Annotated in this window: 17 protein-coding genes and 2 pseudogenes; 16 read left to right on the top strand and 3 right to left on the bottom strand. The window is 41.0% G+C overall.

The genetic code is table 11. The features are described from left to right. The first annotated feature begins 179 nt into the window (after window positions 1-179). From pntA to CWO08_RS12510, 7 genes are all read left to right on the top strand, one after another. A complete protein-coding gene (gene pntA, locus CWO08_RS12540; RefSeq protein ID WP_108020558.1) occupies window positions 180-1727 on the top strand; it encodes a Re/Si-specific NAD(P)(+) transhydrogenase subunit alpha in 1548 nt (515 codons plus the stop codon). 10 nt (window positions 1728-1737) lie between these two features. Beyond that, window positions 1738-3135, top strand: a complete 1398-nt coding sequence (pntB, locus tag CWO08_RS12535) for a Re/Si-specific NAD(P)(+) transhydrogenase subunit beta (RefSeq protein ID WP_108020557.1) — start codon at window positions 1738-1740, stop codon at window positions 3133-3135. A 287-nt stretch (window positions 3136-3422) separates the two neighbouring features. Beyond that, complete coding sequence (gene vxrA / locus CWO08_RS12530) at window positions 3423-4895, top strand: sensor histidine kinase VxrA (RefSeq protein WP_108020556.1); 1473 nt, start codon at window positions 3423-3425, stop codon at window positions 4893-4895. After that, the gene (vxrB, locus tag CWO08_RS12525) at window positions 4870-5529 is read left to right on the top strand and encodes a response regulator transcription factor VxrB (RefSeq protein WP_009845363.1); all 660 of its coding nucleotides are present in this window, start codon (window positions 4870-4872) and stop codon (window positions 5527-5529) included. The genes vxrA and vxrB overlap by 26 nt, the downstream gene beginning before the upstream one ends. Beyond that, window positions 5529-6416 carry a DUF2861 family protein gene (locus CWO08_RS12520; protein ID WP_048668948.1) on the top strand — a complete coding sequence of 296 codons (888 nt, stop codon included), beginning with the start codon at window positions 5529-5531 and terminating at the stop codon, window positions 6414-6416. Before vxrB ends, CWO08_RS12520 begins: the two co-directional genes overlap by 1 nt. A 50-nt stretch (window positions 6417-6466) precedes the next feature. Then, window positions 6467-7615, top strand: a complete 1149-nt coding sequence (locus CWO08_RS12515) for a conjugal transfer protein TraF (RefSeq protein WP_048660163.1) — start codon at window positions 6467-6469, stop codon at window positions 7613-7615. Window positions 7616-7656: 41 nt separating this feature from the next. After that, window positions 7657-7809: a YoaH family protein gene (locus CWO08_RS12510; RefSeq protein WP_004731009.1), complete on the top strand. Its 153-nt coding sequence runs from the start codon at window positions 7657-7659 to the stop codon at window positions 7807-7809. Window positions 7810-8596: 787 nt separating this feature from the next. On the opposite strand, the gene CWO08_RS12505 is transcribed toward CWO08_RS12510, so the two are convergent. Then, entirely contained in the window at window positions 8597-9904 is a 1308-nt protein-coding gene (locus CWO08_RS12505) for a GGDEF domain-containing protein (protein WP_108020555.1), read from the bottom strand. Window positions 9905-10271: 367 nt separating this feature from the next. On the opposite strand from CWO08_RS12505, the pseudogene CWO08_RS12500 reads away from it, so the two are divergent. The 8 genes and pseudogenes from CWO08_RS12500 to CWO08_RS12475 form a co-directional block, all read left to right on the top strand. Beyond that, window positions 10272-10463 (top strand): annotated as a pseudogene (locus CWO08_RS12500) (hypothetical protein); the annotation flags it as partial. After that, window positions 10460-10618: a hypothetical protein gene (locus CWO08_RS24000; RefSeq protein ID WP_157781559.1), complete on the top strand. Its 159-nt coding sequence runs from the start codon at window positions 10460-10462 to the stop codon at window positions 10616-10618. The pseudogene CWO08_RS12500 and the gene CWO08_RS24000, both read left to right, overlap by 4 nt. Further along, window positions 10611-10739 (top strand): hypothetical protein, encoded by a 129-nt coding sequence (locus CWO08_RS24235; protein ID WP_258185339.1) that lies wholly within the window; start codon window positions 10611-10613, stop codon window positions 10737-10739. The genes CWO08_RS24000 and CWO08_RS24235 overlap by 8 nt, the downstream gene beginning before the upstream one ends. 232 nt (window positions 10740-10971) lie before the next feature. Then, window positions 10972-11931 (top strand): DUF6602 domain-containing protein, encoded by a 960-nt coding sequence (locus CWO08_RS12495; protein WP_108020553.1) that lies wholly within the window; start codon window positions 10972-10974, stop codon window positions 11929-11931. 125 nt (window positions 11932-12056) lie between these two features. Then, entirely contained in the window at window positions 12057-13208 is a 1152-nt protein-coding gene (locus tag CWO08_RS12490) for a Shedu immune nuclease family protein (RefSeq protein WP_108020552.1), read from the top strand. Between the two features lie 119 nt (window positions 13209-13327). After that, window positions 13328-13720 (top strand): hypothetical protein, encoded by a 393-nt coding sequence (locus CWO08_RS12485; RefSeq protein ID WP_108020551.1) that lies wholly within the window; start codon window positions 13328-13330, stop codon window positions 13718-13720. 139 nt (window positions 13721-13859) lie between these two features. Continuing rightward, complete coding sequence (locus CWO08_RS12480) at window positions 13860-14537, top strand: hypothetical protein (protein WP_108020550.1); 678 nt, start codon at window positions 13860-13862, stop codon at window positions 14535-14537. Between the two features lie 50 nt (window positions 14538-14587). Next, the gene (locus CWO08_RS12475; protein ID WP_108020549.1) at window positions 14588-16666 is read left to right on the top strand and encodes a pentapeptide repeat-containing protein; all 2079 of its coding nucleotides are present in this window, start codon (window positions 14588-14590) and stop codon (window positions 16664-16666) included. Window positions 16667-16822: 156 nt separating this feature from the next. Here CWO08_RS12475 and CWO08_RS12470 read toward each other — a convergent pair. Then, window positions 16823-17098, bottom strand: a pseudogene (locus CWO08_RS12470) (DUF3653 domain-containing protein); the annotation flags it as partial. A gap of 742 nt (window positions 17099-17840) precedes the next feature. Between CWO08_RS12470 and CWO08_RS12465 the strand changes: the two are divergent. Next, window positions 17841-18281 (top strand): DUF3653 domain-containing protein, encoded by a 441-nt coding sequence (locus CWO08_RS12465; protein ID WP_065605205.1) that lies wholly within the window; start codon window positions 17841-17843, stop codon window positions 18279-18281. On the opposite strand, the gene CWO08_RS23995 is transcribed toward CWO08_RS12465, so the two are convergent. Next, window positions 18272-18439, bottom strand: a complete 168-nt coding sequence (locus tag CWO08_RS23995) for a hypothetical protein (protein WP_157939723.1) — start codon at window positions 18437-18439, stop codon at window positions 18272-18274. The genes CWO08_RS12465 and CWO08_RS23995 overlap by 10 nt on opposite strands. Window positions 18440-18523 lie beyond the last annotated feature (84 nt).

The following is an 18523-nucleotide window of genomic DNA, read 5'->3' as shown; positions in this document are numbered from 1 at the left end:
GCAAGTGGTTTGACCTCTTTGTTCGAGGCGGTCGTCATTTCTTCAAATGAAGCGCTCAAATGCCATCCAAATCGTTATAAGTAATAACTTTTCCTGTTCTTTGAACAAAACGCTTGAAGTATTAGTTGTCGTTAGATACAAACGAATAAGTCATTCGTGCCAATAGTCAAGGAATAGCTATGCAAATTGGTGTACCAAGAGAAACACTCGCGGGTGAAACGCGAGTCGCTGCTTCGCCGAAATCGGTAGAACAGCTTCTAAAATTAGGATTTGAAGTTTGTGTTGAATCACAAGCAGGTGCGTTAGCAAGTTTTGAAGATGCAGCTTATGAACAAGCTGGTGCAAAAATTGTAACCGCAGATGAAGCTTGGAAATCCGATATTATCTTTAAAGTTAACGCTCCGATCGTTGACGAGTCTAAAAATGAAATCGATCTACTTAAAGATGGCGCGACATTGGTCAGCTTTATTTGGCCTGCTCAAAATCCTGAATTAATGGAACAATTGTCCAGTCGTAACATCAACGTGATGGCGATGGACTCTGTACCTCGTATTTCAAGAGCTCAAGCACTAGATGCATTGAGTTCTATGGCTAACATCGCGGGTTATCGTGCTGTGGTTGAAGCGGCGCATGAATTTGGTCGATTCTTCACGGGTCAAATTACGGCGGCAGGTAAAGTTCCACCAGCAAAAGTACTGGTTGCTGGTGCGGGTGTTGCTGGTCTAGCGGCAATTGGCGCTGCGGGTAGTTTGGGTGCGATCGTTCGTTCGTTCGATGTTCGTCCTGAAGTAAAAGAACAAGTTGAGTCTATGGGCGCTGAATTCTTGGAAGTCGATTTCAAGGAAGATACCAGCGCGGGTGATGGCTATGCAAAAGAGATGTCTGAAGCATTCAACAAGAAAGCTGAAGAGCTTTATGCCGCTCAAGCTAAAGACGTCGACATCATCATTACAACGGCACTGATTCCAGGTCGCCCAGCGCCTAAGCTGATTACCAAAGAGATGGTAGACAGTATGAGTGCAGGTAGCGTGATTGTGGACCTTGCCGCTGCGAATGGCGGTAACTGTGAATACACGGTTGCAGATCAAGTGATCACAACCGCTAATGGCGTAAAAGTTGTTGGTTACACCGATATGGTTGGTCGACTGCCGACTCAGTCATCTCAGCTATATGCCACTAACCTAGTCAACCTACTGAAGCTGCTATGTAAAGAGAAAGATGGCAACATCAATATTGACTTTGAAGATGTCGTGCTGCGTGGCGTAACTGTGGTTAAAGAGGGCGAAGTTACTTGGCCTGCGCCACCAATTCAAGTGTCAGCTCAACCACAACAAGTTAAACCTGAAGAAGCTAAAGCTCCACCGAAGGTTCAACAACCTGTGTCTCCAGTCAAGAAAGTCGCCGGCATTGCAATTGCGGTTGGTGCTTTCGCTTGGATAGCGTCGGTTGCTCCTGCTGCGTTCTTATCTCACTTTACCGTTTTTGTTCTCGCTTGTGTGGTGGGTTATTACGTAGTTTGGAATGTAAGCCATTCTCTGCATACGCCTCTGATGTCCGTGACAAACGCGATTTCCGGCATCATTGTAGTCGGTGCACTGTTACAGATAGGACAAGGAAGTGGCGTCGTCACGTTCTTATCATTTATTGCCGTATTAATTGCAAGTATCAATATCTTTGGTGGCTTTACTGTGACCAAACGTATGCTTGAAATGTTCCGTAAAGACTAAGGAGTAACAGATGTCTGAAGGATTAGTACAAGCAGCTTATATTGTTGCTGCTGTATTCTTTATAATGAGCTTGGCTGGGTTATCGAAACAGGAATCTGCACGTGCAGGTAACTATTACGGTATCACAGGTATGGCAATCGCGTTGATCGCAACGATCTTTGGCCCTCATTCTGCAGGTATTGTATGGATCATCATTGCTATGGTGATCGGTGGTGGTATTGGTATCCACTACGCAAGAAAAGTAGAAATGACTGAGATGCCTGAGCTGGTGGCAATTCTGCACAGCTTCGTAGGTATGGCGGCGGTACTTGTGGGTTATAACAGCTATATTGATCCACCTGCTGCTGTTTCTATCAACCCTGCAGATATTCACGCAGAGCACGTTATCCACCTAGTGGAAGTGTTCCTTGGCGTGTTTATCGGTGCGGTGACGTTTACAGGTTCTATTGTTGCGTTTGGTAAGCTTCGCGGCGTTATCTCTTCGTCTGCATTGAACATCCCTCATAAGCACAAGTGGAACCTAGCGGCTATCGTTGCTTCTACATTGCTAATGATTATGTTCGTTAAAGCGGACGGCAGCATGTTCGCGCTTATGGTGATGACACTTATCGCATTCGCATTCGGTTACCACCTAGTGGCATCGATTGGCGGCGCAGATATGCCAGTGGTTGTCTCTATGCTCAACTCTTACTCTGGTTGGGCAGCGGCGGCGGCAGGTTTCATGCTTGCAAACGATCTGCTTATCGTAACAGGTGCATTGGTTGGTTCGTCAGGTGCGATTCTGTCTTACATCATGTGTAAGGCGATGAACCGTTCGTTTATTAGCGTTATTGCTGGTGGATTCGGCCAAGAAGTGGTGGTGTCTGATGGCGATGAAGAGCAGGGTGAACACCGCGAAACATCAGCTGAAGATGTAGCTGACATGTTGAAAAACTCAAAGTCAGTCATCATTACCCCAGGATACGGGATGGCTGTAGCTCAAGCTCAATACCCAGTGCATGAAATCACTGAGAAGCTACGAGCGCAGGGCATCAATGTTCGATTTGGTATCCACCCAGTTGCGGGTAGGTTACCGGGTCACATGAACGTACTCCTTGCTGAAGCGAAAGTGCCATACGATATCGTTCTTGAAATGGACGAAATCAACGACGACTTAAGTGAGACAGATACTGTATTGGTTATTGGTGCAAATGACACCGTGAACCCTGCAGCACTTGAAGATCCAAACAGCCCAATTGCTGGTATGCCAGTACTTGAAGTTTGGAATGCTCAGAATGTTATCGTATTCAAGCGTTCGATGAACACAGGTTACGCAGGTGTGCAAAACCCACTGTTCTTCAAAGAGAATACGCAAATGCTGTTTGGTGATGCTAAAAAGAGCTGTCTAAGCATCTTAGAGCATCTATAGAGATCACCTCTAAGAAATCTGTAATAACTCGATAAGGAGCTCATTTGAGCTCCTTTTTTTGATCCTCAGAACTTGTCTTAACCCAAACCCACAAATAATAGGGTAAAGAAACCAAAGCAAAACGTGTTCGAATGATCGTTGGATTAATCCACTAAACTTGTGAGTACGCTTGTGCAACACAATTCTAATATGATGCTATTTATTGTTATAACTCGCCATTACTATTGTTTTTCATGCGGTTAAAAATTTATCTTTGATAGTGAATGGTATATATTTGTTTGATCTATATGAATTTGCGTTGGTTTGTGATCATCAAAAGAACATTTTCTCTTCTTATTGCTACGTTATCTGTGTCAGCAAATGCATTTGCTGACTCTTTACCCGAGCGTATCGATAATTTCACCAAACTCTTTGATCATGAAACCGCCATCGAATCTTATGATATTCGAGTGCTGCAGGCTGATTATCCAACACGCTTGATCATGCCGTCGTCAATGCTGCCACAAACAGCAGAGTACCCGTTAAAAGATATCCAGCGTTTATACCAGTTATCAAAGACTTGTAGCGGGAAATTACCGCTAAGTCCGTTGATTACAGAGCCTTTAGTTTTTACTCGTGCGATGTGTAAAGGTACCAAGCTTTCAGATCGTTGGTTTAGCCGCAGTGGCTTGATTCACCCTGGTGGTGGCTCTTATGCCGCACGATACGTAGAGAAATACCCAGAAAAGTTCGACTCTCTGAAACGCTTTATGCATATTCAAGAGCGTCCAAACACTGAACACGACGAACTGTTGTCTCGCTTACAACAAATGGACAGTGAAGCTATCACCGCGCTGCTAGCGGGCGCGAGTATGTTTGTAGAACTCGATGAAATGTGGGTAAAGCGCGGCGATAGGTACTACCTGTACAAAGAATCAGTTTGGAATGAAAACGCAACACTTTCTGGTTTATCGTTCAGTTTGTCTTCGGAAGGTAAAAGTTGCTTCGTACAACGCGGCAATGTGTGTTGGGAAATAGAAGATCATTCAGAGCTTCTGCAAGTTGCCATGTTTATCTTGGTGATTGCCAACATCATGCTTGTTTTGGGTTGGGCGATTTACCGTTGGAACAGTAAGAAACAAGAGATGAAGAGCCGTATGCTGGTTCTTCAAATTCTAACGCACGAATTAAGAACGCCGATTGCGAGTTTGTCATTGACGGTTGAAGGGTTCAGACGAGAGTTCGAACACTTGCCTGAATCAGTATATGATGAGTTTCGTCGGCTGTGCGAAGATACGCGCCGTTTGAGGCAGTTGGCAGAAGCAAGCAAAGACTATTTGCAATCAGACAACCAACCGTTGGCGACAGAGTGGGTACCAAGTGTGGAGGAGTGGCTTCAATACAAAGTTGAAGAAGACTTTGCTCCAGGTATAGAACTTCGCGTAAACAAAGATATTGCTGCAAAAGTAAACGTATATTGGTTAGGAACGTGTATCGACAACCTGATCAGAAACGCCGTGAAATACGGTGTCGCTCCAGTGATACTAGAACTGAATACTTCTGACAAGAAGCTGACATTCAAAGTTATAGATAATGGAGACTTGTCTCGCAAAGATTGGGGGCAACTAAGAAAGCCATTCGTAAGTAAGAGTGGACTCGGTTTAGGTCTGACGATAGTGGAATCTATGGTCGGAAAAATGGGCGGTCACATGACGCTTATTGGCCCCCCAACAACATTTATTTTGGAGATACCTTGTGAAACAGACATTGCTTCTCGTTGAAGATGATAAAAATTTAGCTGACGGTTTATTAGTTAGCCTTGAGCAAGCTGGATATGAATGTTTGCATGCAGAACTGATCTCTGAAGTTGAAGGCTATTGGGAACAAGCGGATCTAGTGATTCTAGACCGTCAACTTCCTGATGGTGACTCAGTAGATTCACTTCCAGGTTGGAAGAAAAAGAAAGACATCCCTGTTATTTTGCTAACGGCTCTCGTAACAGTAAAAGACAAAGTAGCGGGCCTAGATTCAGGTGCAAACGACTACCTAACTAAGCCTTTCGCTGAAGCTGAACTGTTTGCTCGAATCCGTGCGCAGTTACGCCTTCCTGATGCTGAGGATCAAGATGCATCAAAAGTAATGGCTCAAAATCTTGTTATCGACAAAGCGACACGTGAAGTGTTTTTCAATGAACTGGAAGTTACTTTAACGCGTACTGAATTTGACCTGTTGCTATTTTTGGCAAGTAACCTTGGCCGTGTTTTCACACGTGATGAGCTACTTGACCATGTATGGGGTTACAACCATTTCCCAACAACACGTACGGTAGACACGCACGTTCTGCAACTAAGACAGAAGCTACCAGGTCTAGAAATTGAAACGCTTCGTGGCGTTGGTTACAAGATGAAAGCGTAATGAAAAAAGCCTTACTTCCACTATTAATGTTGTCTTGCGTGGCGAATACCGTGCAAGCAGCGGATTGGTTCAAGAGTAGCGATACTTTGACTCAAGTACATAAACATCTATTGGATAATGATTTACCTCAGATGTTTGATTCACTAGTGGAAGTTTGGCAAATCAACTCTTCTCAATCACGAGAAGAACACCTCAATGAACTGTTCGATCAAGCATTGAACAAAGATTGTGGTAAAACCCTCACAAGAAAAACACTGCCAGATTGGATCAGTTCAGTCGTCGTTAAACGACACGTTATTCAAAGTCCCGGCAGAGATACATTTCGTGTCGCAATTAATGTTGAGTCCGAAAATGATATTAAAGACATAACCTTCGAAAAATGGGTCGATAAGGTTGTGTCATCTGATAGTGAGTTCACCAAAGAAAATGAAGTCGTAAATAACGCAGCGGTGAGCCTCTTCCAAAAGCGTTACAATTTAGCGTCTCAACTAGAATCGGGTTTGTATCGTCTAAGTGTGAAAGGCGATAGTGGAAATTCTTGGAGTACTTGGATTATCCTTGGTGAAGTTGCAATGCGTCAGCAAGTTCGCTGGTCTTCAAAAGACACCTGGCGAATCGATAAAAAAGAACTTCTGAACCCTTATTGTCCTCTTCCTAAACTCGAAATTGGTTTGTACGATTATGTCGATGAACACTATGAGCAGGTGTGGGGCAAGAGCTATGAATCTGATTATCCAATGAACCTAACTGGCGAAGAACTTCCAAATGATCGCTACGTTTTGGCGGTATCAATGGTTCATTCACGCTGGCAAGGCGACATAGCGATAGAACAAGCACAAACTATCAGTAAAACTTATGATATTTCTAGCGAAGAAGAGTTAAAGTAATTTAAAATTGTGCCGTTAACTATGTAAGGGATCTAACAAAGATAAACGGCATGAAAAATACAACTAAACTACTCGCAGCATCAATTGCATTCGCCAGTCTTCCTCTTTCAGCAGCAAACTACGCCATTGAAGCGCGTGGTGATGCGATGGGTGGTGTTGGTGTTGTTTCAGCAAACTTCCTAACCGCTCCATTCTATAACCCGGCACTTGTTGCTATTTATCGTCGTAACGATGATATGGGCATGATTACGCCAAGTTTTGGCGGTAGCTATAATGACCCTAACGATATGAAATCGAATATCGATAGCGTCGTTGATGCGTCAAATACTGCAGACCTGGACGCAGCGCTTAATAATCTTGATGGCAACCAAGCTAATGTTGAACTGGGTGGTGTTGTCGCATTTGCGCTTCCTAATCAGTTTGTTGCAGCCAACCTTTTCGCTAAAGCCTATACAGAATCATTTGCGACTCCTAACGTTTACACGACAGGTTCAGATGAAGACAAAGTTGAACTGTCTACAGTTGAAGCGGTTTCAATCGGTGTAGCAGAAGTCGGGCTTTCTCTAGCAAAATACCAAACCTTTATGGGCCAACACATTTCATTTGGTATCACACCTAAAATCCAACGTATTTACACGTACAACTATGTTGCATCGGTTAATGATTACGATTTATCTGACGTGAGAGAAAATAGTGATGGTGATACAGCATTCAACATGGATGCTGGTGCACTTTGGTTCTTCGGCCCGTTCCGAGTAGGTGTTGCAGCAACTAATTTGATCTCTAGAGATATAGAAACCAAAGATACGACGAGAACGCTTAACAGCAGCACAAGTAGTGCGACACACCAAGTCGGTGGTAAATACACTTACCAACTAGAGCCTGTGTATACGGTTGGTGCAGGCATCGTATCGGATTACTTTTCGTTTAGTGTTGATTACGACCTAAATGAGACTGAGAAGTTTACTTCGTTTGATGATAACGAACAGATGATTCGTGTTGGTACTGAAGTTGATCTTCTGCGTCAGCTTAAGTTAAGGGGAGGGTACTACAAGAACCTAGCTTACTCTGATTCGGAAGGAACAGTCACAGCCGGTATTGGTATCTCACCACTTAACTTGTTCCAGTTAGATCTAAGTGCGAACTACACAAACGAAAATGCAATGGGTGCTTCAATCAATTTCCTTGCTAGTTACTAACAGTCCTTATATAGTTCTGCTCCTAAATAAAGGAGCAGAGCATGCTAAACGACTTACCAACCCTTTCTCACGAAGAGCAACAGAAAGCTGTTGAACGAATTCAAGAAATGATGACTCAGGGCATCAGCACAGCACAAGCTATCAAAATCGTTGCTGAGCAAATTCGTGAAGAAATGAGTAATAAAGAAGAGTAGGGCATCAGCCCTTCTTTTTTAGCGCCTTAGTGCACTATAACTAAATATATTACCCTCTAGTAGATTATCTCGTACATACCCACTCTTTAGTTACCCTAAATTCCGACCTAATCAAAACCCTTAAATCTAGCTTATTCAGTAAGTTACAGCGGAGTAATCCACTTTGTAAGCTTTTTTCGGTTTCTATTTGTAATTAAATTACAGTAAGATCTGAAAGCAAAACAATTGCCATTTTAGGTGTCAGTATTTATGTCACCATGTCTAAGTGGTTCAATATATGGCGTTTTTTAAGGCTAGTGACGTTGTGACTTCTGTTTTTAGCGGATACGAGTGTATGAATGTTCACAAGCAGACAAATGAGGATTTCATCTAAAAACAGTGCGAGATAAGTAGCGACGGTAATGTTCAAAACCGATACCGCGAGTGACTTACCACTGGTTAGAGCGCGCTTTACTAGCCAAATGTGTGGACTTTTAAAACAAGTGGTTAGGAAGCTTAGAGGCGTACGGAAGAGCGGTTTATAGAGCGATTCAGGAACGATAAGTATCAACCTGAGAATGCTATTGATGGCGTTATTACAGATGGTGTTATAGCAGATGGTGTTATAGCAGATGGTGAGAGCGCGCTTATAGGCATACGAATCGATTTGAGTTCTGATGAGACAGCAAAGCTTATGGGCTTGTTTAGTCAGCGGTTAACAATTTGATGGGTGCTTAAGTGGAGAGTAGATATCGACTGGGTATTAATGGCTTGTTGATTGAGTAGCTGCGGTCCAGTCTAGCGAGCCTTAATAAAACGTAACGACTTGGTTTCGTCCGTTGTCTTTCGCTTGGTAAAGTGCCTTGTCTGCACGCTTGATGGCAGCACGTATCGATTCATGCTCCTTAAGCTGCGTTACTCCGGTCGAAGCCGTGACTTTAAGCGCTTTAGGCCAAGGGCTTTGCTCCATTGCTAAGTAAAAATTATCGATAGATTCGTTACACTGTAGCGCAGTTTGTTCCAGGCAAACGAGTAGAAACTCCTCACCACCCCAGCGATAAAGCAAGTACTGCTCACCAAGGCTCTTGTTCGCCGTTGCGACAAACTGAATAAGTACTTTGTCACCCACTTCATGGCCATGTTGATCATTGATCTGCTTAAAATAGTCTAAATCAAACAACGCGATGTGAATCGTTTTTCCTTGTTGCGCCAGCCATTCGAAATCATAGAAGGCATCTAACGCTTCGGTTCGGTTTCTACATCCGGTCAACGGATCGGTTGTGGCCTTTACCTTTAGCTCTTCAATTTCTTGGGTTAAATGGCGTTGTTGCTGTGCTGAACGCGTTTTGTTTCGTTGTGCAATATGTAAAGCACAAGCGACATAGTAGATCGCGTATATCACCCATAGTCCAACCAATAGCTCACCTAGCAAAGCCTTGCTGATGACTTTACCGTGGAAAACAATGCTCGAGATCTTAAGTGAATGATGCCCAGCAAGCGTGCTGGCACCAAGCCCGAGTTCAACAGATACCGCGTTCGTAATGTCTACAGCGCTATCAGAAACAGGGCGGTTATAATGATCAATCCACCAGAAAGGAACATTGAAGTAGTTTAAGTCGATGTGGTTTTTATCTGGTAATGAGAAGTCTAAGCGATTGAACTTGTTCGACATAGCATCGCTTTTCACGCTGTAATTCTTGTCGTAATTACGAATGTAGAAGCGAAACCTTGGGTCTTCTTGGCCTTGGTAATCCATATTAATGGTGACCGAATCGAACGTAGAGAGATCGAGCCCTTTACCTTGTGTCGATATAACGAATTCAATTTCACAGAAGGGTAAGCTATAGGTTCTTTCAAAGTCACACTGTAACTCAATTCCATCTTCTGACTTATGTAATGAACCTACGGTGCCACCATCGTGGTCTCTGTCTGTGTTAACGCGTGTAGGGTATTTGTCTGGCGTAATAACGTAGCTTTTATTCATGAGCGTATTAAATGAGATCAACGACACTAGCGTGATTGCTAGGCAAAAAATCGAAAGGAATATGTTGAGTTTTCGGAATGCTTTGTCGCTCATGATACTAACCCGTACACGTGATTCGAATGTAATGCGCAATGCCTTAGAGTTGGCGCAATCGGAGATTAGAGTATTAGCATTGATAAAATAGCTATACCCAAAACTGACCCAGAATTGACGGTTATACAGGAATGCGGACCATTAGACCAAATTCAAGTTTAAAAATTGAACGCAGCCCCTTGATTCTGAATGTTATTTACTCAATAAGTGCGGTTTTTACGGGGGTAATAGTTTGACTGTATATTTATACAGTTAAATTGAAGTGGCTCGGTTTGTTGTAATCAGAGTGGTGTTTACGAGTTTTATGGCGTGATAACGACTGTCCATCAATTAAAGTGGAGGGTGGTTATGTTGCAGTGTCACTTTTTGGAGTTCGTTTTATCGAAACACTTTGTTGTCTATGAGAGCGTTCGTACCACTCATCTTATCTTTCATTCCTAATTACGCGCCATATGTCGAACAAGGCTTCAATGCACTGCAGAACATCCCTAACCCTTATTGGTTTGTCGTCGGTGCTGTTGTGGTCGATACGCTGGGCATGCGCGCTATGGTGCGATACCTACTTGAATACTACGCATCTCGATGGAAAACGAAGTGATGGCATACCTCGATGCGTTAATCATTGCACTTATTACCGGTGGAGTCTCAAGCCTTGGCACGATTGCAGCCCTGAAAACAGACATCAACTGGATAAAACGAGTGCAACAAGACCAAGAGCAACGGATACGAAAATTGGAGGATCCCAATGGCTAAGAAAGGTTATAAGTGCAAAGGCCGCAAGCAAAATGGCCAGTTAATGAAGGGCTACACGCTTAGAAATGGGCGAGTGGTTAGGGCAAACACTACGCGCAAACGCTACAAGAAGCGCCGCTAAAATCGACTAATCAAAAGAGCCATTTTCTGACAAAAGTGGCTTTTTCTATATTTTATCTTTATGAGCCTATCATTTTAGCATTTAGTTGCACACCTGATGATTTAAATCACTGTTATAAAAAAGGTTAATGGTTATAATTCGTTCCAATAAATCACGCTAGATAGAATGATTCTGTATTTGACTGTAGAGTTATTTATCAAATAGCTGTTAGCCCTTCAGAGGTATTTCATAAATGGCAGTAAGTAATCAATACCAAAAGTTACTTAGATCTAAAGTGATATCCGCGATTTCGCAAGCTCAAGCCGCATCTGGATTCTCTCATCAAGGTGTAAAAGGTACCGTTCTTGAGTTATTGATTAGTCAATTGTTCGAACCTCTGTTACCCGCCGATATTGGAGTTGGTACAGGACAAATAATTGATGCTTATACTGGTGAAATGTCAGGTCAGCTAGACATTATTCTATACAATAAAGCTATTCTTCCTCCTGTTTTAGTAGATGACAAATTGGGGATTTTTCCTATCGAGTCTGTTTTATATACGATAGAAGTCAAAACCACACTCAATGCAAAAGAACTTCGTATGGCACATGATAGCGCTAAGGATTTAGCTACAAACTTTTCGTACCTCCCTGGACTTAAAGATGAACAAGGAAAAGAAAAGCACCATTCTATTGAAAAAATCAGGTCAGTAGTCTTTGCATTGAACTCTGATTTAAAAGGAACTGGCTTAAATGAAGCTGAGCGTTATAGAAAACAATACGGTGATGATTTCGCACATATAAGAGCTATCTGTGTAGCTGGCAAAGAGTATTGGTACGATAATGGAAACCATTGGGTTGGTTTCAAAGATGGAGAAGCTTTCGATGAAGTATTAGCTTTTATTGGTGGAGTTAGTAACACATATAGAGCGGTCTCAGCAAGTCGTGGGCAGCCTTCCTTAGGTAATTATATAATTCCCGAAGCTAAAGGGTTTATTGCAACAAAGTCTCGAGATATCACATCTGTTAAAGTTTCATGTGAAGTGTGTTGTCTTGAAGGAGATATGGTTCCAGAAGTAGGTAACATTGATATAACAGTTAATGGTGTTTTATCTGCTAGCGAAAAATGTCCAAATTGTTTAAGTACTATGAAGTCAGAAAATGGTACCTACATCTTTAAAAAAGGAAAGCTCGTCCAACAAGAACAGTGCTGACAAAGCATTTAAACGGAACAAAAAATGATAGCTTTTTCTTCGTTTCGTTACACAATTTAACCCACTATTTTTGTCCGCTTGATGCGGCTTTAGCTTTCTTTAAGGTTAGGAGGATTAGGTAATATATGGATAATTATGATAACCCAGTTGAAGGTAAGACATATATCAGTCCTAGCCTTAATCAGTTTATCGGTGAAAGAAAAATTAGAATCGCTTCAAAATTGATTGAATCCCCTGACTCCTATGCATTTGGCACGATTAAAGGTGAAACGGTAATTCGCCATAAAACTAACGCCAAATCATATATTACCGCAAAATTTTTCGAAGATACGAAAGGTATTTTTGTTCTAAATATTCAGGGATATAGTGTTGCAACAGATAAGCCTCACAATGCAAGTTTTTCATTTGTTGGCGATGAAATCGGTAAACTAGTCGAATTTATTCGAAATATTCAAGCTATCAATTTTACACACCGTGGGTCAGTAAATATTACAGATGAAGACTTAAGTCGAATCACTTTATCTGATTCGCAGGCAAAAACGTTGTTACACGATAACCATGAACTATTCGCGGAAGTATTGCGCTCAGAAATCACAACACAGGATATAGTATCTGTAGGGTATCGAAAAAAGCAGATTGAGGTGTTTAAACGTTTGTTAAATGATGAGCAGTATTTTTCCAAACTTAAAGCACAGAAAAACACCAAAGATGAAGGGTTGTGGCAAAAGTATTTTGAAAAAAACGAATGGATATTTGGGTATGGGTTAGGTTATCTATTTCTCTCAGGTTTAGATGATAAAAAGCTTGAACAAGTGGTTCAAGGTCATAGTATTGTTGATCATGGTAAACGAGTAGATGCTTTGATGAAAACCAAAGGTATCATTTCAAATCTCTGTTTTGTTGAAATTAAAATTCATACAACAAAACTGTTGGATACTAAGCCTTATCGAGCTGGGTGCTGGGCTCCTTCGAAAGAACTTGCAGGGGCTGTTGCTCAAGTTCAGGGAACAGTGGCTTTAGCTGTTGATAGCCTCTCAACGAAGATAAGCCTAGATGATTCATCTGGTAACCCTACTGGAGAGGAAGTATACAACTACCAACCTAAATCATTTCTTGTAATAGGTAGCCTCGAGGAGTTTTCTGGAGAGCATGGCGTAAACAAAGATCAGCTGAGGTCATTTGAGTTGTTTCGGAAAAATACTATAAATCCAGAGATAATCACTTTCGATGAACTTTATGAAAGAGCTAGGTTTATAGTTCATCACAATGAAAGTTAACAAACGCTTTGAGACTGGTTCATAAACGTGTGCCATTGTTCGTTAATTCGAAGTGAGTGTCGGTAAGCACCTACCAAATTTTAAAAACAACCCTAGATATATTGAAATCGGAGCAATCAATGAGTGACGTGTTAGGTTCAATTGGCCAGGCTATCAGTTTGGCAAAGCGTTTAAGAGAAATAAGCAAGAATATCGAAGACGCTGAGTTTAAGAATATTTTAGCTGACTTAAATTTGGAGTTAGCTGATACGAAGCTTGCATTAGCTGAGGTCATCGAACAAAACTCCCAAATGAAAATCGAAATGAACGAATTGAAGAACTCTCAAGGCGGTAATCTAAATCAGCTAGATTTTAGAGGTTTTGCTTACTATAGCTCTAATGATGACGGGCCGTTTTGTTCTGCTTGTTACGAAACTAAAAATCAACAAGTCCGCTTAAGTAAAGTTTCGGGTACATTTAGTAGATTCGGGAATCATAAGTGTCCATCTTGTAAGCAATATTATAATGGATAAACCGATCTAAAAGTGCACTTAGGGGTGATTCCCACTGCTTGACGTTATTAGTTTAAGGTTGGGCTTCAATGTTTAAGGTAGATGGTAGCATTATTAAGAAGCAAAATGCTGCGTAGCTGTTTTCATTTATAGGTATGACATGTTAAGACAGATCCCATATTATTTTTCTCCTGAAGAGTTACGTTTAGTTCAGGCTTTTAATTCGAAACAGGCCGAACTTACTGATAGCTTTGTAGGTAATATAGATGAACACGTTGAGACATACACAAAAAACATGTTTCAGCAGCAGTATACGGATGATCCTGGTGAAGTTGTTGAGATTGAAATATCACATATTGCTGGTGTAAGTGAAGAAGAGTACGATTTTAAAGCTATATTCACAAAATTGATGCCTATGTACCAACGTCAGTCGATGTTGGTTACAAATTGGGCTGTTTTTGAATGTGAATTGAAAAAGTTTTATCGAAACATTGCCGAACAAATGGGGCACTCCCCAGAGTTACCTAAGAAGAAATCAGGAAGTGACTTAAGTCACCTTGTTAAAAGTTATAAAGATCTTGGCCTGTTGACTGAAACTTCTGAACAATTCGAGAGTGCGTTTGATAAGCTTGAAAATGAAGTTAGATTTATCCGAAATGATTGGGTTCATAATGGTGGGATTCCGAATGCGACAAAGAATTTTGACGAGATACCAGGAGTTTCATTAAATGGGCCACAACTAGATATGTCCATTGAATATATAAGTTCAGCGACAGACGCAATGTGGAAGTTATCACAAGAGCTAACTGATTCAGCACGAAAGTTACACAATAAGTAACAAACTAATTGAATTTATATAATTAAACTCTTGGCAACAGTCGGTGAATCATGGAAGCAACTAGTTTTATTTCTACAAAAATGGCTACTAAGCTATTAACAGTTCTAACTAAAGTATTAAAAAATAATGTTGATAAGCGAAATAAAGAATTAGTTAGAATTAATGATATATTTGGTAATTGTGAAGAACTTGCAAAGTTTTATATTCAACCAAATTGTCAGCAGGTTAACCCTGCGGATGAGCTTGAAGATGAGACAATTTCATCAATAAGAGCTGGAGTGTTTGAAACTATAAACAAGTTTTTAAATCGGAATATTTTGACTAGAGACGGTGCTAGTCAGATGTTTATCCTCGCCGATGCTGGTATGGGGAAAACCTCCTTGATGATGATGGTCAAACTTAGTCACTTGATGGCTTTCTGGCCGAAAGATTACGAATGTAAGTTGCTAAAGTTAGGAGCCACGACCTTAAGTGATATTAGCAAAATCGAAAATAAGACTAAAACTGTACTCTTACTAGATTCATTAGACGAAGATACCCAATGTAAGCAAGGTGGCACAAGTGATCGATTAACTAAGATACTAGAAGCAACTAGTTGTTTTTACAGGGTAATCATAACTTGTCGTACACAATTCTTTCCTGAAACGGCAGAATCTGCATTTAACACCATGGGCAAAATATCGTTTAATAACTACGATTGCCCTTTGATTTATCTTTCCTTATTTACTAATGAACAGGTCGACGCATATCTAGAGAAGCGTTATCCCAGAAACTTGAAGTTCATATTGAACCGTTTTGATGACCCTAAGCAGCGCGATGCAAAACAGTCAATCAAAGGCATAGGCTCGCTTCAATTTCGACCTTTTTTGTTGTCACATGTTGAAACTTTACTGGAAAGCCACCGACAAGGGGCAACAGAGTATGAGCTATATAAAGGTTTAGTAGATACATGGTTAAATCGTGAAGTGATTAAGCTAAGACAGCATCATGATAAAAATATCAATAAAGAAGACTTGCTTAAAGCTTGCATTTGGCTAGCAGAAACAATGCAAAGACATAATACTCATACAGTAGCTTTGAAACATATTCAGCAATTATGTCACCGTGAATCACATATTCTCCTATTAAAAGACTCGGTGGAGCGAGTTATTGAAGGGATAGATCATATTGATATTGGCACAAATTCTCTATTAAATCGAAATTCATATGGCGAATTTCGATTTTCTCATTTAAGCATTAGAGAGTTTTTAATAGTTTATGGCGTAGAGATCGGTATCCTTGTAGACAAAGGTGACCCATTTAATAAAACTGATAATATGGTTAAGTTCATCAAAACGGTTAATAAATCTAAAGTTGGGTTGTTTTTTAATGAAAGGAATGGGTGCTTATTGACCGGATTTGAGATTGCCAATAAAAATCAACTAGCCAACTTTGATCTAAAGTATGCTTCTTTGGATCATAGTGACTTAAAGAACGCATCGCTTAATTCGGTAAACTTAAGCGAAGCAAACCTTGAAGGGGCTAACTTGGATAATGCAAAATTGGACGGTGCAAATTTACGGGGCGCGAATCTTCAAGGAGCGAACTTACAAAACGTTAATCTTAAAGGTGCAAACTTAAGCGAAGCAAACCTTGAAGGGGCTTGTTTAAATGGTGCACTTCTTGATAATGCAAATTTGAGTAAAGCGAACTTAATAGACGCGCAACTAACTACTTCAATTCATGGTACTGGAAAACAGAACAGTACGAGTTTGAAAAATGTAAACCTGAAAATGGCAAACCTAAGTAAAGCAAACTTGAAAGGGGCTGATTTAACTGAGGCTTGTTTAACAGAAGCAAAGCTTCAGACCTCATTATTATCGGGAGCAAACTTAAGCAACGCTCGCCTTGATCATGCGAATTTAAAAAGTTCAACTCTAAGTGAAGTCAATCTCGAGAACGCTAACCTTGAAAACGCTGACCTTGTCGGGGTTGATTTTACAAATGCAAATTTACAAGGTGCTAATCTGACTGGTAGTGAGCTGAGCGAAGCTCGCCTAGACAAGTGCAATATAACTGACAGTCAACGAAGTGTAGCCGTTTTTAGAAAGTACAAAAACGAAAAGCGAGGCGAAATAGCAGAAATATAAGTCGTTTATTCAAGCGGTTGTCTGGTAGTAACCATTAACATCAAAATGTTTGTTACACACTTTGTCATTAGCTGTCCTAGGCGAAGTAGGCTAGGTGTCCAATCAAGATTCCTGGAGAGCGAGTGATATTATTGCTTGTGGGTGTTGTACCTGGTTTTATTTTAATTTGGTGGGCACCCAAGGCTTCGCTGGCATGCGGCGACCGCCACGAAATGGCAACGGATGCTCCTTAGGTGGGTAAAACTTTGGGGAATCAATTCGACCGTGGCGTTCAACGAGCTGACGATGTTCGTCGCGCTAATACGCAAAACTGAGCAATTCTTTCGGATTAAACTCGCGTCGTTCAGGCGTGATCAAGGTAGCACGGTCAAAGTGCACCTTAAATCCATTCCAACGATAGTCTAACGGCAAGTAACCGCGAGCGTGGATGTTTGTGGTTTAGGTAAAGTGACTTAACCGATTTGAACAAGTCTGTTCATGACATTATGTAGATCTGAGGAACACACAGAGTAATCCAATAATCTAACCAACAAACACTAACTTTATTGCGAGCTGCAAGTTGAGTTAAAAAAATTCAGCATGGAAACTTACAGACGAGCTCGTGTGAGAAAACTTAACTGGCTTAGTGGATAACACAAAACAGAATTCAACGTGTGTAGCCAACAAGAAATACGGTGGCGTGTGTAAAACCTGAAAAAGAAACGACAGCAATGCCCACAGGGTTTACACACAGCGCGCTGAATCATGAGTACAAAACAGATGTAAGCAGACAGGTGGAACAAATGTTCTCGTTGATCGGCTTTGTGTAAACGAATCATGTAGATGTTGGCCACACGTATAATGATTGAGTTAAAAGAGCGTCTAGAGAATGCTGGTGAACTCAATATGCTTGAGGCGCCAGTAGTATTAAGGGATTAAGGGGAAACGATGATAAGAATAACTTTGGAAAATAGTGACATTACAACTTTGCGCTTACAAGCCAACTGCGTATTATGGCTTCTTATGTAAAATTTGTTGCACTAATGTTTAAATAATCAGTACAACCCAAATAGAGCAGTGATAGGTTTCTCACAAATGTAAATATTTATATATATGAAGCTCTTATGTTGATTGCGACTGAACTAGTAGAAAAATATGATTTTCGTCCATTTATAAAAAATGAGACTTAGATCACATGAAAAATAAGATAAAAGACGAGCTATTCAATAACGGTCTGTACATCAATCAGGTTAATGATCTGCTGTTATGGCATTTTGACGGGCGAGATGAGGCTGCCACCTATTTTGGTGTAACGCCTCAAACCGTTAAGAACTGGCAAGCAAAGGGGAACTGGCCTTTGTCAGTTATTCGATTGCTCTTAGTTATGCACCGTGGATACTTGCCGACTTCGAAATCATGGAGAGGCTTTAAGATTCGGGGGGATATTCTCTACACTCCTGGGGGGCGTGAATTATCAGCGTATGACCTCATGGAGCTAGATATCAAGATGAGTTTTGAAACGGCGTCTAATGTTGTTCAATTTAGGCGAAAAAAAAAGAGACGGTTTAAGCTTAAGCAGCAAGAGATTAAACGCACCGTTAAAAATAAAGCTCGTAGAAACGAGCTTTATAATTGATCGATAAACTTGCTTAGGTTTGGGATCTTATTACCTTTAGGATCTGGTAGCTTACTTGCATCATAGTCTGTGAAGTTTCGTTTACGCTTAGTACTGGCATAGACGCCGATAGAGCTAAGCAATAGAACCGGTATAACCACTAGATAATAACGTTTCATGATCTGTTTTCTAATCTCGTTACACGCTCGTCCATCTTTTCGAGCATAACCCGTAGCCATTTCACATCAGTTTTTAATGTCATA

The organism is Vibrio sp. 10N.286.48.B8 (assembly GCF_003050085.1).
Lineage (GTDB): Bacteria > Pseudomonadota > Gammaproteobacteria > Enterobacterales > Vibrionaceae > Vibrio > Vibrio crassostreae.
The sequence above is the reverse complement of the archived record's forward strand: the minus strand, read 5'-3'. Positions and strand labels throughout refer to the sequence as shown.

Bases quoted from the DNA above. Each gene is read 5' to 3' on its own strand.
- pntA (WP_108020558.1), top strand. From the start codon at position 180: ATGCAAATTGGTGTACCAAGAGAAACACTCGCGGGTGAAACGCGAGTC.
- pntB (WP_108020557.1), top strand. From the start codon at position 1,738: ATGTCTGAAGGATTAGTACAAGCAGCTTATATTGTTGCTGCTGTATTC.
- vxrA (WP_108020556.1), top strand. From the start codon at position 3,423: ATGAATTTGCGTTGGTTTGTGATCATCAAAAGAACATTTTCTCTTCTT.
- CWO08_RS12520 (WP_048668948.1), top strand. From the start codon at position 5,529: ATGAAAAAAGCCTTACTTCCACTATTAATGTTGTCTTGCGTGGCGAAT.
- CWO08_RS12515 (WP_048660163.1), top strand. From the start codon at position 6,467: ATGAAAAATACAACTAAACTACTCGCAGCATCAATTGCATTCGCCAGT.
- CWO08_RS12510 (WP_004731009.1), top strand. From the start codon at position 7,657: ATGCTAAACGACTTACCAACCCTTTCTCACGAAGAGCAACAGAAAGCT.
- CWO08_RS24235 (WP_258185339.1), top strand. From the start codon at position 10,611: ATGGCTAAGAAAGGTTATAAGTGCAAAGGCCGCAAGCAAAATGGCCAG.
- CWO08_RS12495 (WP_108020553.1), top strand. From the start codon at position 10,972: ATGGCAGTAAGTAATCAATACCAAAAGTTACTTAGATCTAAAGTGATA.
- CWO08_RS12490 (WP_108020552.1), top strand. From the start codon at position 12,057: ATGGATAATTATGATAACCCAGTTGAAGGTAAGACATATATCAGTCCT.
- CWO08_RS12485 (WP_108020551.1), top strand. From the start codon at position 13,328: ATGAGTGACGTGTTAGGTTCAATTGGCCAGGCTATCAGTTTGGCAAAG.
- CWO08_RS12480 (WP_108020550.1), top strand. From the start codon at position 13,860: ATGTTAAGACAGATCCCATATTATTTTTCTCCTGAAGAGTTACGTTTA.
- CWO08_RS12475 (WP_108020549.1), top strand. From the start codon at position 14,588: ATGGAAGCAACTAGTTTTATTTCTACAAAAATGGCTACTAAGCTATTA.
- CWO08_RS12465 (WP_065605205.1), top strand. From the start codon at position 17,841: ATGAAAAATAAGATAAAAGACGAGCTATTCAATAACGGTCTGTACATC.
- CWO08_RS23995 (WP_157939723.1), bottom strand. From the start codon at position 18,439: ATGAAACGTTATTATCTAGTGGTTATACCGGTTCTATTGCTTAGCTCT.